Source organism: Propioniciclava tarda (assembly GCF_900182665.1).
Taxonomy (GTDB): Bacteria; Actinomycetota; Actinomycetes; order Propionibacteriales; family Propionibacteriaceae; genus Propioniciclava; species Propioniciclava tarda.
In genome coordinates, this window is sequence record NZ_FXTL01000005.1 from 130,854 (window position 1) to 143,679 (window position 12,826).

At 71.4% G+C, this 12,826-nt stretch carries 13 protein-coding genes; 2 read left to right on the plus strand and 11 right to left on the minus strand.

The annotated features are described in order from the left end of the window. The first annotated feature begins 29 nt into the window (after window positions 1-29). Both FN821_RS06100 and FN821_RS06105 read left to right on the plus strand, forming a co-directional pair. A complete protein-coding gene (locus FN821_RS06100) occupies window positions 30-1,451 on the plus strand; it encodes an acyl-CoA carboxylase subunit beta (protein ID WP_131171823.1) in 1,422 nt (473 codons plus the stop codon). A gap of 26 nt (window positions 1,452-1,477) precedes the next feature. Beyond that, on the plus strand, window positions 1,478-2,404 hold the full coding sequence (locus FN821_RS06105) for an EamA family transporter (protein ID WP_131171824.1): 927 nt from the start codon (window positions 1,478-1,480) through the stop codon (window positions 2,402-2,404). On the opposite strand, the gene FN821_RS06110 is transcribed toward FN821_RS06105, so the two are convergent. The 11 genes from FN821_RS06110 to FN821_RS06160 all read right to left on the minus strand — a co-directional run bounded on the left by FN821_RS06110 (window position 2,401) and on the right by FN821_RS06160 (window position 12,561). Then, on the minus strand, window positions 2,401-2,898 hold the full coding sequence (locus tag FN821_RS06110) for a DUF3145 domain-containing protein (protein ID WP_131171825.1): 498 nt from the start codon (window positions 2,896-2,898) through the stop codon (window positions 2,401-2,403). The two genes, FN821_RS06105 and FN821_RS06110, sit on opposite strands and share 4 nt — an antisense overlap. 154 nt (window positions 2,899-3,052) lie before the next feature. Beyond that, window positions 3,053-4,750, minus strand: coding sequence for a DNA repair protein RecN (gene recN / locus FN821_RS06115; protein ID WP_131171826.1), 1,698 nt, complete (start codon window positions 4,748-4,750; stop codon window positions 3,053-3,055). Window position 4,751: 1 nt separating this feature from the next. Next, window positions 4,752-5,747, minus strand: a complete 996-nt coding sequence (locus FN821_RS06120) for an NAD kinase (protein ID WP_131171827.1) — start codon at window positions 5,745-5,747, stop codon at window positions 4,752-4,754. A 10-nt stretch (window positions 5,748-5,757) separates the two neighbouring features. Next, on the minus strand, window positions 5,758-6,477 hold the full coding sequence (locus tag FN821_RS06125) for a TlyA family RNA methyltransferase (protein WP_131171828.1): 720 nt from the start codon (window positions 6,475-6,477) through the stop codon (window positions 5,758-5,760). Window position 6,478: 1 nt separating this feature from the next. After that, window positions 6,479-6,673, minus strand: coding sequence for a hypothetical protein (locus tag FN821_RS06130; protein ID WP_131171829.1), 195 nt, complete (start codon window positions 6,671-6,673; stop codon window positions 6,479-6,481). Between the two features lie 10 nt (window positions 6,674-6,683). Continuing rightward, window positions 6,684-7,307, minus strand: a complete 624-nt coding sequence (locus FN821_RS06135) for an energy-coupling factor transporter transmembrane component T family protein (protein WP_131171830.1) — start codon at window positions 7,305-7,307, stop codon at window positions 6,684-6,686. Window position 7,308: 1 nt separating this feature from the next. Next, complete coding sequence (locus FN821_RS06140; RefSeq protein ID WP_241660135.1) at window positions 7,309-8,016, minus strand: energy-coupling factor ABC transporter ATP-binding protein; 708 nt, start codon at window positions 8,014-8,016, stop codon at window positions 7,309-7,311. Next, on the minus strand, window positions 8,013-8,603 hold the full coding sequence (locus tag FN821_RS06145; protein ID WP_131171831.1) for a biotin transporter BioY: 591 nt from the start codon (window positions 8,601-8,603) through the stop codon (window positions 8,013-8,015). The genes FN821_RS06140 and FN821_RS06145 overlap by 4 nt, the downstream gene beginning before the upstream one ends. Window positions 8,604-8,642: 39 nt before the next feature. Continuing rightward, window positions 8,643-9,635: an HAD-IIA family hydrolase gene (locus tag FN821_RS06150; protein WP_241660136.1), complete on the minus strand. Its 993-nt coding sequence runs from the start codon at window positions 9,633-9,635 to the stop codon at window positions 8,643-8,645. Next, on the minus strand, window positions 9,635-10,615 hold the full coding sequence (locus FN821_RS06155; RefSeq protein WP_131171833.1) for a tetratricopeptide repeat protein: 981 nt from the start codon (window positions 10,613-10,615) through the stop codon (window positions 9,635-9,637). Before FN821_RS06155 ends, FN821_RS06150 begins: the two co-directional genes overlap by 1 nt. Window positions 10,616-11,835: 1,220 nt before the next feature. After that, a complete protein-coding gene (locus tag FN821_RS06160; protein WP_338324579.1) occupies window positions 11,836-12,561 on the minus strand; it encodes an SDR family oxidoreductase in 726 nt (241 codons plus the stop codon). Between the last annotated feature and the right edge of the window lie 265 nt (window positions 12,562-12,826).

The following is a 12,826-nucleotide window of genomic DNA, read 5'->3' on the forward strand; positions in this document are numbered from 1 at the left end:
CGCACGACTTTCGATCCCAGGAGTAGCCGATGACCACCGAAGCCCCCGCCAAGCCCCCGCGCGTGCCGCGCGAGGAGGATCCGCGCAACCCCAACGTCCGGCTCGCCGCCCTGTTCGACGAGGGCTCGCTGCAGCTCATCACCGAGGACGACGGGTCCGGCATGCTGGCCGGGCACGGCACCATCAAGGGCTCCCCCGCCGTCGCCTTCTGCTCGGACGCGACGGTCATGGGCGGAGCGATGGGCACGGTCGGCTGCAAGGTCGTCGTCGAGGCCTACCGCCGCGCCATGGTCGACCGGGTCCCGGTGATCGGCATCTGGCACTCGGGCGGCGCGCGGCTGGGCGACGGCGTCCTGTCGTTGCACGGCGTGGGCGAGATCTTCCACGCGATGACGCAGGCGTCCGGCAAGATCCCGCAGATCTCGGTGGTCCTGGGCGCCGCTGCCGGCGGCGCCGCCTACGGGCCGGCGCTGACCGACGTGGTCATCATGGCCGCCACCGGACGCATCTTCGTGACCGGACCCGACGTCGTCCGCTCCGTCACCGGCGAAAACGTCGACATGGAGCGGCTCGGCGGCGTCGACACCCACGCCCGTCGTTCGGGAGTCGTCCACATCACGGCCGAGAACGAGGCGGACGCCTTCGCCTCGGCCCGCAAGGTCGTCGACCTGCTCGCCGCCCAGGGTGGCGTCGCGCGTCAGGTCGAGGACGTCGACCTCGCCGCGCTGCTGCCGGAGTCGCCGAAGCGCGCCTACGACGTGCATCCGCTGGTCAAGGGCCTGTTGGACGACGGCTCCTGGATCGAACTGCACGGACGCTGGGCGCCGAACATCACCACCGGCTGGGGACGCCTCGGCGGACGGACGGTCGGCATCATCGCCAACAACCCCCTGCGCCTGGGCGGCTGCCTCGATTCGCTGAGCGCCGAGAAGGCGTCCCGGTTCGTCCAGCTGTGCGACGCGTTCGGCGTCCCGCTGGTCGTGCTGGTGGACGTCCCCGGCTACCTGCCGGGCGTCGGCCAGGAGTGGGAGGGCGTGGTCCGCCGCGGCGCGAAGCTGCTGCATGCGTTCGCCCAGGCCGTCGTGCCGCGCGTCACGGTCGTCACCCGCAAGGCTTACGGCGGCGCCTACATCGCCATGAACTCGCGCTCGCTGGGCGCGACGAAGGTGTTCGCCTGGCCGGGTGCCGAGGTCGCGGTGATGGGTCCGGTCGCGGCCATCCGCATCCTGCACCGTCGCAAGCTGGCCGAAGTGGCGCCGGATCAACTGGCGGCTGTCGAGGCCCAGCTGGCCGACGAGCACTCCAAGGCCGCCGGCGGCGTCGACACCGCGATCGAGATCGGGGTCGTCGACGCGATGGTCGATCCCGGGCTCACGCGTTCGACGCTAGCCGCCGCGATCCGCGACGCCGACAACGGCGTCCGCGGAAGCCACACCAACATCCCGCTCTGATCCGGGTGGGCTTAGCCTCCCTCGGTGTGACGAGCCGTTCCAGCCTGCTGCGCGGGCACAGCCTGGTGGTGGCGTCCGCGGTCGGGTTCGGCGTCATGCCGTACTTCGCGTTGGACGCCTACGCTGCCGGCCTGACGCCCACCGCGCTCCTGGCCTACCGGTTCGGGATCGCGGCGGTGCTCATCTGGGGCTTCCTCGCCGTCACCGGACGCCTGGAGCTTCCGTCGCGGCGGCTGCTCGTGGCGGGCACCGTCCTGGGGCTGTCGTACGCGGCGATGTCGGAGATGTTCTTCAACTCGGTCCGATTCTTGCCGCCGGCGCTCACCGGCCTGCTGCTCTACGCCTATCCGGCGTTGGTGGCGCTGACGACCGGCGTGCTGGCACGACGCGCCCCGTCGCGGCGGGTGCTGATGGCCCTGGCGCTGAGCGTGGCGGGCATCCTGCTCACCGTCGCCCCCGGACAGCTGAACCTCGGCCCGCAGGCGGCGCTCGGGTTCGCGTTCGGGCTGGCCGCGCCGGTCATCTACACCGGCTACATCGTGTTCAGCGGCTATCACGCCGCAGACCTGCCCGCCTGGCCGTTGACCGGAGTGGTCACCCTGGTCGCCGCGGTGGCGCTGAGCATCATGGGCGTCAGCACCGGGGGCCTGCAGGTGCCGCCGCCCGTCGACGCGTGGCGCCCGGTGCTGCTGGTGGCGGTGGTGTCGACCGTGTTGGCGATCTCGGCCTTCCTGGCTGGCGTGGGGCTGATTGGTCCGACGCGGGCCAGCATCATCAGCACCGTCGAGCCGGTCGCGAACCTGCTGGTCGGCGTCCTGTTCTACGGCTACCTGCTGTCCGCGGGCCAAGTCGTGGGCACCGGACTCGTGCTCGGCGGGGCCGCCCTCGCCATGCTCGCCGGACGCGTCCCGGGGGCACACGACCCGCACGTCCCCGGCGCAGAGGCCGCCTAACCCACGCGGTGCAGCCAGCGAACGCCGGAGTCGTCCGCCACGCCCGCGCGGAAGACGTCGAGCTCGTCGTCCCAGGGTGCACCCAGCAGGACGTCCAACGCGCGCCGCAGCTCGGCCGGGTCGCGGTGGGCGAACATGGCCTGGCGAAGCCTCTCCTCATGGACCAGGACGTCGCCGTTGCGGCTGACGGCGGCCTGGAAGACCCCCAGGGCCGGCGTGTAGGAGTACCGGACGCCCTCCGACGTTGCCGTGGCGTCCTCGGTCACCTCGAAGCGGACGCGATCCCAACGCTTCATGGCGCTCGCCATCGCGGACGCCGTGCCGATGGGTCCGCGCCAGGACGCCTCGGCGCGATAGGTGCCCCGCTCGGCGGGCTGAGGCGTCCAGTGCAGCTCGGCCGACGCGCCCAGGGTCGCGCTCAACGCCCACTCGATGTGCGGGCACAGCGCAGACGGCGCGGAGTGGATCGAAACCACGCCCCGTGTCGTTGTCATGACGTCTCCTCCGATGAGTGCTGCCTTCCCCTGCTCCACTCATCGGCGATGCCGTTCAGCCATTGTGCACCAGCACGTCGGATTGGCAATAGCCCGCGGGATTCCCGACCGCGGCGCACGGCGGCCACGGAGCGCCCTTCAGCGCCTCACGGCTTCAACGAGAGGGACGCCGTGAGGCCCGTCGCGCCGCCTGCAGCAGCTCCTCGGCGTGTCGCCGAGCGGCGTCCGTGCCGTCGAGGCCCGCCATCATGCGAGCCAGTTCGTCCACCCGTTCGGTCACCGTCACCTCGCGGACGCCGGCCGTCGTCACCTGCCCGTCGTCGGCTTTCTCCACGACGTAGTGGCGATCCGCAAAGGCCGCGACCTGGGCCAGGTGGGTGACGACGATCACCTGAGCGTGCTCCGCGAGACGCGCGAGGCGGCGTCCGATCTCGAGCGCAACCGCGCCGCCGACCCCGGCGTCCACCTCGTCGAAGACGAACGTGCGTCCGGTGCTGTCGGCAGCGAGGACGACCTCGAGGGCTAGCCGGACGCGCGACAGCTCACCTCCGGACGCCACTCGCGCGAGCGGCGCCGGCGCTGATCCGGGGTTGGCGCTGAACAGCAGCTGGACGTGGTCGGCGCCCCACGGTCCGCGCTCGAAAGGCGCGAGGTCGAAGCGCAGTGACGCTTTGGGCATCGCCAAGGCCGCGAGTTCGGCTTCGACGAGACCCTTGAGCGTGGACGCCGCCGCGGTGCGCAGGGCGGTCAGGCGGCCCGCGCGCTCGTCGAGGGCTCCGTCGAGGTGGCCAATCTCGTCTGCCAACTCGGCGATGCGCTCATCGCCCCCGCGGAGCGCGTCCACGCGCGCGGCGGCGTCCCGACCCCACGCGAGCACGTCGTCGACGGTCGAGCCGTAGCGTCGCGTCAGGCCTTGGAGAGCGGCGAGCCGGGACGCGATCCATTCCAGGCGTGCGGGGTCGGCGTCCAATCCGGCGAGGTACGACGAGAGGTCGGCCGCGACGTCTGCCAGGGCGTAGCCGGCCTCGGCGATGCGATCGACCAGGGGCGCGATGTCGGCGTCGGCGTCCGCGATGCCGGCGAGCGACTTCCGAGCCGTGCTCACCAGTCCCAGCGCGGTCGGGTGATCGCCGGAATCGTCGTCGCCGGCCAGTGCCACGAGCGCCGAGCGGGCCGCGGCGCGCAGGTCGTCGACCGCCTGCAACCGTCGGGCCTCCGCGTGCAGGGCGACGTCCTCCCCTGACTGCGGGTCGGCCTTCTCGATCTCGGTGAGACCGAACTCGAGCATGGCCAGTTCGCGAGCCCGCTCGGCTGAGCGGGCGACCAACGCCTCCCGCTCGGCGACCAGAGCACGGTGCCGGGCGTAGTCCGTCCGGTACTCGGCCAGCACGGCGGCCAGCTCTGCGCCCGCGAAGGCGTCCAGCACCTCCCGCTGGCGATCCGGGGAACCGAGCCGCAGCTGCTCCGACTGTCCGTGGATCGTGACGCGCTCGCCGATGACATCGGCCAGCGCCCCCAGCGGCACCTGCGCTCCGCCGACCAGCGCGCGCGAGCGGCTGGCCGTCAGCACCCGGGTGAGCAACACCTCGCCGTCGTCCAGTTCGCCGCCGAGCCCTTCGACCGCGTCGGCCATGTGAGCGTCCGCCCCGACCCGGCCTTCGACGAGGGCCCTGGACGCCCCATGCCGGATGAGCCGCGTCTCGGCCTTCTCGCCCAGCAAGAGGCCGAGCGAGCTGACCACCATGGTCTTGCCCGCACCGGTCTCACCGGTCACGGCCGTGAAGCCGGGACCGAGCTCGAGCACGGCGTCGTCGATGACGCCGAGAGAGGCAATCCGCAGTTGGGTGAGCACCCTAGAGCTCCGGCTCCGGCTCGGTCTTGAGGCCCTGGATCTCGCGTCCGGCGTCGATCGAGTCCTCCTTGCGCCAGCCCTGCACCGGCAGCTGGAACTTCCGGACGAGTCGCTCGACGAACGGCGAGGCGTCAAGCCGGGCGATCTTGAGGTTCTGCTGCAGCCGTCGCACCTCGACCTCGCTGCCCCGCGTGACGTCGACGGAGCGGCGTCCGTCACACCACAGGACGCCCGAGGTCGCCTGTCCCCGCAGCATCTCGATGGTCACCACCGACGTCGGGCTGAGCACGAGCGGGCGCGCGAACAGCGCGTGCGCCAACAGCGGGACGACCAGGAGGGCGTCCAGATCGGGCCACATCACCGGACCCTGCGCCGAGAACGCGTACGCCGTCGAGCCCGTCGGGGTCGAGACCAGGACGCCGTCGGTGCCCCACCGCTGCAGCGGATGCCCGTCGATCTGGACGAGCACCTCGATCATCCGCTCGCGGGCCGCTTTCTCCAGCGACACCTCGTTGATGGCGTAGCTGGACCAGATGGCCTCGCCACCCGGACGATCGCGCAGCACCACCTCGAGGCAGAGGCGCTCTTCGACCCGGTAGTTGCGTTCCAGGACGCGCCGAATCAGCTCGTCCAGCTGCGACGGCTCAAGTTCGGCGAGGAAGCCGACGTGGCCGAGGTTGACCCCCAGGATCGGCACCTGGGCTGGCAGCGCCCACTCGGCGGCGCGCAGGATCGTGCCGTCGCCGCCGAACACGACGACGAGTTCCAGGTCGTGGATGTCGGACTGATCGAGGACCTGGAACTCCACCGGGCGCGTCAGCAAGGGTGTGACCGCCGCGATGGCGTCCGGGCGCAGCCAGCAGGCGATGTCGTCGTGCCCCGACACCTCGTCGATGAACGCGGCGGCGGCAGCGACGGCGTCCGACCGCAGGATGTGCGGCGTGATCGCGATGTTGCGGGAGGTCACGGGTGCCACCCTAATGGCCCCGCCCGACATTCCGGCGGGCTCAGCGGCGCCGGAGCCGCACGAAGAACTCGCGGTTGCCGGTCGTCCCCGGAAGGGGCGACTCGCCGCGCCAGTCGCACGTGAAGCCGAGCGCCTCGGCGGACGCCACGACGCCGTCGACGGCCGCGACCTGGAGCGCCGGGTCCACGACGATGCCGTGGTCGTCCAGGCCGGCACGGCCGACTTCGAACTGCGGCTTCACCATCAACAAGGCGACGCCGTCGGGGCGCAACACGCCTAGCAGCGCGGGCATCAGCAGCTTCAACGAGATGAACGACACGTCCGCGACGACGACGTCGACGGGCTCGTCATCGAGGTGCTCCAAGGTGAGGTCGCGCAGGTTCAGCCGCTCACGGACGACCACGCGAGGATCATCCCGGACGCTGCCAGCGAGCTGGTCGTGGCCCACGTCGACCGCATAGACGACGTCGCAGCCCCGCTCCAGCAGGACCTGCGTAAAACCCCCCGTGGACGCCCCCGCGTCGAGCGCCCGTCCGCGCACCTCGGTGCCGGACGCGTCCAGGGCGCCCAGCAGCTTGTGCGCCGCGCGCGAGACGTAGTGATCGGACGCCGCGTCGATCCGGTCGTCGGGTCCGATGTCGTCGGACGCCTTCCGCGCGGCCCGTCCGTTGACCCGGACGCCGCCGGCCGCGATGAGTTCGACCGCGTGCTTGCGTGACCGGGCGAGTCCCCGGGCGACGAGGGCGGAATCGAGCCGCACGTCAGTGCGGTCGGAGGGCCTGCGGCACGCTCGGCCCGGCCAGTGCCCGCTGGACGGCGTCCAGGGCCTGCTCGATCTGCTGCGCGTGCGACGAGACGTCCGGACCAAGATCCAGGGCGGCGAGAGCCCGGTCGATGTCGTGGTTGCCCGTCACGGGTGGCTCGGCAAGCGGCTCTGCGGCGGGTTCGGCGGTCACGGGCGTGAGTCTAGCGATCACCCTCCCCCAGCCCACGCGCGGCCAAGGCGTCCCCGGTCTGACGCGCGAAGGCGACGGTCTGGACCACCACGGGCGCGACGAGGGCGAGCGGGTTGCGCTCCAGCCCGCGGGCGCGGGCGGCGTCCCGGACGTCGCCGAAGGACGCTGCGACGAACGGGATCGAGCGCACCATGATCGCGACGGCCAGCGCGAAGCGCTCGGGATCGAAGCCGAATCGGCACAGCGGCGTGGTGGCCCGCACCAGGGCGTCCACCAGAACGGGGATCGGCGTGGTGATCAGCAGCAGGCGCGACCCGTAAAGCGCCACCAACATGGTCGACACGAGCGTGAGCCCGAGGCGCCACTCTCCGGTCAGCGCGTGGAACCCGGCGATCGCGGCGAACATCGCGACGAGCCCCCACGGCAGTCCCCAGGCCACGCGCAGCGGAGCACGCGTCGACGCCGCCAGCAGGAGGCTGAGCGCCAGGAGGCCGAGGCTCAGCCACACGCTCCGGCTGGCGACGGCGGGGATGGCCAGCCCGAGGAACACCACATACTTCCAGCCAACACCCAGTCGGTGCCAGACCGATCGTGCGGGGACGTAGACGCCGAGCAGTGCCCGCGAGGCGTCCATCTCAGGCCCCCATCAACCCGCGGTAGAACGCGACGGCGGCCGCCGGCTGGCCGTCGAAGGCGATCCGGCCCTCGTCGATCACGAGCACGCGATCGGCATCAAGGGCGAGGTCGAGGTCGTGCGTCGCCAGCAGCACCTGCTGCTGAAGTCCCGCCAGCACCTGGCGCAGCCTCTCGCGGTGTCGCAGGTCGAGCAGCGTGGTCGGCTCGTCCAGCACCAGAATCGCGGGCTCCACAGCCAGCACGGACGCCAGCGCGACGAGTTGACGCTCGCCGCCGGAGATGTCGTAGACGCTCGAGTCCGCGACGTGGGCGATCTCGCGCTCGGCCAGCAGCTCCAGGGCGCGTGCGCGGCGCTCCCCCCGATCCCGGATCCGACGCCGCAGGCTCAGCTCGAGGTCTTCCGCCGGCGTCGGCATCACGAGCTGGCTCAGCGGATCGGTGAACACGAAGCCGACCTTGGTGCGCGCGGCGCGTGGGTCCTTGCCCACGTCGATGCCGTCCACCTCGACGCGCCCGGAGGTCGCCGCTGCGAGGCCGTTGAGAAGGCGCAGCAGCGTCGACTTCCCGGACCCGTTGGCCCCGATCACGGCCACGCGACGCTCGTCGAGCGTCGCGGAAACCTCGCTCAGGATTGCCTTGACGGAACGGCCATCGGACGCCGTCGGCGCGGCGACGACGACGGACACCCCGTCAAGGACGATGCTCACGATCGGCGCAGCGTGGGGAACGCACGGTGCACCTGCGCGGCGATGAAGCCCGCGACCAGGTTCTTGATGACGTCGCCGGGCCAGTAGAGCAGGTCGGCCAGCACGGCCTTGCCGAGATCGAGGTGCAGAATCGTAGCCATGCCGGCGATGCCCGCGGGGTGGACGAGCACGAACGAGGCGACGAGCCCGGCCCCCGCCAGCCAGGCCCACAGCGCGCGGCGGGGCGTGGCGAGCAGGCGGTACGCCAGAAAGCCCGCCAGTGCTGCGGCGAACGGGAAGCTGAGCAGGTAGCCGATGGAAGGCTTCGCAAAGACCCCCAGACCACCCGCACCACCCGCGAAAATCGGCAGCCCCGCGAACCCGGCGACCAAGTACAGCAGGACAGCCAAGAACCCGCGCCGGGGGCCCAGCACTAGGCCGGTCAGCGCGACGGCGAGCGTCTGCAACGTGATCGGCACCCCCAGCGAGCCCACCGGAATCGCCGGCGTCAAGGCGAAGGCCGCGACGAAGCCCGCGAAGACGGCGATCAGAGCGAGGTCGGTGGCCGGTGACGTGCGACGGACGGACGAGGTGGTGTTGGTCGCCATGAGCTCATTCCTGGATGCGGGGATTTGGACGCGCACACTCTAGTGAACGGCGTTCAAATCACCTAGCGCGGCCGCATATTGGAGTCCCGGTCGCGCCCAGACGAGCTGCGCCAGCGCCCAGAGGGCGTCCAGCTGCCCTTCGCGATCGCCGAGGTCCCCCCGGACGGTCGCGACCCCCTCGGGCGCCGACACGTAGGCGTCCCGGCATCGGACGCCGTGGGCGTCCGCGTTCGTGGCCCGCGCCGGCAGCAGCAAGCCCGGGACGTCCCAGGCGATCGAGGTCGGCCTGCGGTCGGCGGGCGCCTCGATCAGGTCCTGCTTTCCATGGACGCCGGTGAACACCAGGCACGAGTCGATGCCGATCGTGCAGGCGCCGGCGATGTCGGTGTCGAGCCGGTCGCCCACGAAGATTGGGTTCTTGGCCGCGGTGCGCCGGACGGCCTCCTCCATCAAGGGGCGGAAGGGCTTGCCGGTGACCGTCGGGGTGGTCCGGGTCGTGACCTGAACGGCCTGCACGGCCACGCCGGCGCCGGGCACGAGGCCCCGCTCGGTCGGACGCGTCGAATCGGTGTTGCAGGCGTACCAGCGGGCGCCGTTCTGGACCGCGATCGCCGCCTCATCCAACCGTCGCCACGTCATGTCGGGGTCGTAGCCCTGGACGATCGCGTCGGGGCGGTCGGACGCCGACGCGACGACCTCGAACCCCGCCTCGGTCATGTGGTCAACCAGGTTGGACGTCCCAGCCACCAGGACCTTCGCCCCAGCCGGCAGCTCACGCCGCATCAGCCCTGCGGCGGCCTGGGCGCTGGTCACGAGGTCGTCCAGTTGCACGGTGAAGCCCATCGACCGGAGTTGGTCAGCCACCGTCTGTGCCGGACGCGCCGCGTTGTTGGTGACGTACACCGTTCGGACGCCGCGCGCCTGGAGCGCCGTGATCCCCTCGACCGCGCCGGCCACCGGCTCTGGCCCCAGATACACGACGCCGTCGAGATCGAACATAGCGACGTCGTGGCCGTCGATCAGCGCCCCCATCAGCCCTCCGGACCGTCGATCCGCTCGCCGCCGAGGTCGGCGTCCAGTTCGTCCGGATCGGCATGGCCGTCCTCGGAGTCGTCCTCGTCGCCCTGGTGGACGCCGTCGCGAGCGTCCCGGTCGCTGCCCTCGTCGGTCAAGGTGTCGTCCACGGCCTCCCGGTCGAGGCTTTCGCCGGAGTCTGCCGCGTCCTCGTCGTCGGAGGCGTCCGACTCATCGGAGTCCTCGGCACCGTCGTCAGACCCATCCTGGGCATCGTCGTCTGAGTCCGCGGAATCGCCCGCGTCCGACTCATCGGAGTCTTCAGCAGCGGTCTCCACGTCGTCATCCCCGACCAGGTCGTCCTCGTCGATGTCGATCACCAAGCCCTGGAGCGCCTGGACGCGCTCGGCGGCGTCCGTTTCACCCTCGACGTCCATGCCGGCCGCCGCAGCGAACCAGCGCTCGGCGTCCGCGGTGGCACCGGTGGCCTCGAGGAGGTTGGCGTAGCCGTAGCGGAGCCGGATGCGCGAGCTGCGCGTACCGCGTCCGCCGCCGTTCTCCAGCTCCTGACGCAGGACCCGCAGCGCCTCGTCCGCCTGGCCGAGATCCATGCGCGCGCCGGCCTCGACCAGACGCAACTCGACGCGAGCCGTGAACTCGGGCTGCGCTTTGAGGCCCTCCTTCACGAGGGCTAGCGCCTTGTCCGGGTTGCCGAGGGCTCGCTCACAGTCGGCCATCGCCGCGACGAACTCATCGCCGCCGTTCATTCGCCGCAGGGCCCGGAACTCGGTGAGCGCCGCGGCGTACTCACCGGCGGCATAGGCGGCCTCGCCAGCCGCCTCGCGGGTCACGGGCAGGCGGGCGGCACGACGACGCGCAGCTTCGGCATGGCGGTAGGCCAGCGCCGGGTCTGTGTCGATCAGCTGGCCGGCCATCAGCAGGTGAGCCCCGACGATGTCCGCGAGTTCGCTGGTCAGGCCGCGCAGCTCCGCGCGCACCGCACGCGGCAGCTGGCGCAGGTCCAGGCCCTCCGGGGTGGCCGGCTCGTCCGCCTTGGCCGCGAGGCCGGGCGGCGGGACGTAGACCTCCGCCTCGTCGCGACCACGCCATGATCCTTCGGCGCGGGCCGGACGCCCGCGATCGGGCCCACGGTCGTCGCGACGCTCGTAGGGGCGACGCTCGAACCCGCCCTCGCGGGGCGGACGCGAGTCGCCGCGGTCGTCGCGCGGCTGGTAGGGACGCTTCTGGAACCCGCCCTCGCGGGGCGGACGCGAGTCGCCTCGGTCGTCACGACGCTCGTAGGGGCGACGCTCAAACCCGCCCTCACGGGGCGGACGCGAGTCGCCGCGGTCGTCACGACGCTCGTAGGGGCGACGCTCAAACCCGCCCTCACGGGGCGGACGCGAGTCGCCTCGGTCATCGCGACGCTCGTAGGGGCGACGCTCAAACCCGCCCTCACGGGGCGGACGCGAGTCGCCGCGGTCGTCACGACGCTCGTAGGGCCGACGCTCAAAGCCACCTTCGCGGGGCGGACGCGAACCGCCACGATCATCCCGCTGCGGGTACGTGCGCCGCTCAAACCCGCCCTCGCGCGGGGGACGCGAATCCCCGCGCTCATCGCGACGCTCGTAGGGGCGACGCTCAAACCCGCCCTCACGCGGAGGACGCGAGTCGCCGCGGTCGTCGCGCGGCTGGTAGGGACGCTTCTGGAACCCACCCTCGCGGGGCGGACGGGAATCCCCGCGGTCATCGCGACGCTCGTAGGGCCGGCGCTCAAACCCGCCCTCACGCGGAGGACGTGAATCGCCGCGGTCGTCGCGCGGCTGGTAGGGACGCTTCTGGAACCCACCCTCACGGGGGGGACGGGAATCGCCGCGATCATCCCGCTGCTGGTAAGGACGCCGCTCAAACCCACCCTCACGCGGCGGCCGCGAATCCCGACCCTGCCCGCCCTCAGATCGCGGCTGGGAGGTCCGCCCGCCCGCGGATCCGTCACGACGGGGACGATCCTCGAAACCACGGCCACCGGAGCGCTGGCCGCCGAAGGACGGCCGACCCGACCCACCCCGGGCCGCGTCTCGACCGCCGCCTCCGCGCCCCGAAGGACCCTGTCCATACGGGCGTCGGTTCGAGTTTGATCCGCTGTTATGTTCTGCCACCTGACCAGTCTGACGGTCGCGGACGGGCATAGCAAAAGGGCCCGTTGGACGCGAGGGCCTCAGCGAGGCAGGCGTGCCCACGGCCTCACTGTCACACTCTCAACCAGGCATTCCACCGGGCAGTCCACCACCGTCCGCACGACAGCCGCGACGGCGTCCGCCGTCAGGTGCTCAGTCTCTACATAGCTCCGGCCGGCCCTGCTCTGCAGCTCACGCTGCATGTCGGTGTCGATGCGCCCGGGATGAACGGACGACACCCGGACCCGGCCTCTCTCGGCCTCGCGAAGCCCGTCGGCAAACGACGTCAAGGCGAACTTCGAGCCTGAGTACCCACCCGTGTCCCCGTAGGCGTTCAACCCCGAACCGGAGTTGATGACCACCACCAAGCCCACGGACTGCCTCAGCGTGGGCAACAGCAGGTCGGTGAGATGAGCAACGGCCACCACGTTCGTCTCTAGAACCCGCCGCCACGCGTCCCGGAGGCTGACGTCGGCCGGCGGAATGATCCCCGCACAGTGGATGAGCACGTCCAGCCGTCCGACTCCCGCGGAAGCCCGTTCTGTCTCCTGCTCATCGGTCAGGTTGGCGACGAAGGGCGCGGCAGACGGCAAGGCATTCACAACGCCTTGGACGGTGTCCGCTTCTCGTCCGCCGATGAGCAGGTGGTGGTCGGATGCCAGTGCTTCCGCGATCGAGCGCCCGAGGCCCCGTGTGGCACCTGTGACGAGCGCGACGGGTCGCCGCGTTTGGTTGGTCAGGTCTGGGCTCAGGGGATTCGTAGGCACGGTGGCAGTGTAGGAGTGGCGGTGGGTTCCGTGCTGTGGCTCTTGCTGGCCAGGTCCTGGGCCTCTTGCGGGTCGTGGGTACGACAAGAGGACGCCTAAGTGCCTCATGCCGGTCAAGAGTTGCACGGTCGTTGTTGCCGTTCAGGTGCCGTGCGGCGCGGGCCATTGAACCCGACTCGTGCCAATTAGTGCGTACTCGCGGCGCGGATTTTCTCGAGGGTGACGCGGACGTCGTCGGGGAGTGGATCGGCGGCGGTGATGATCT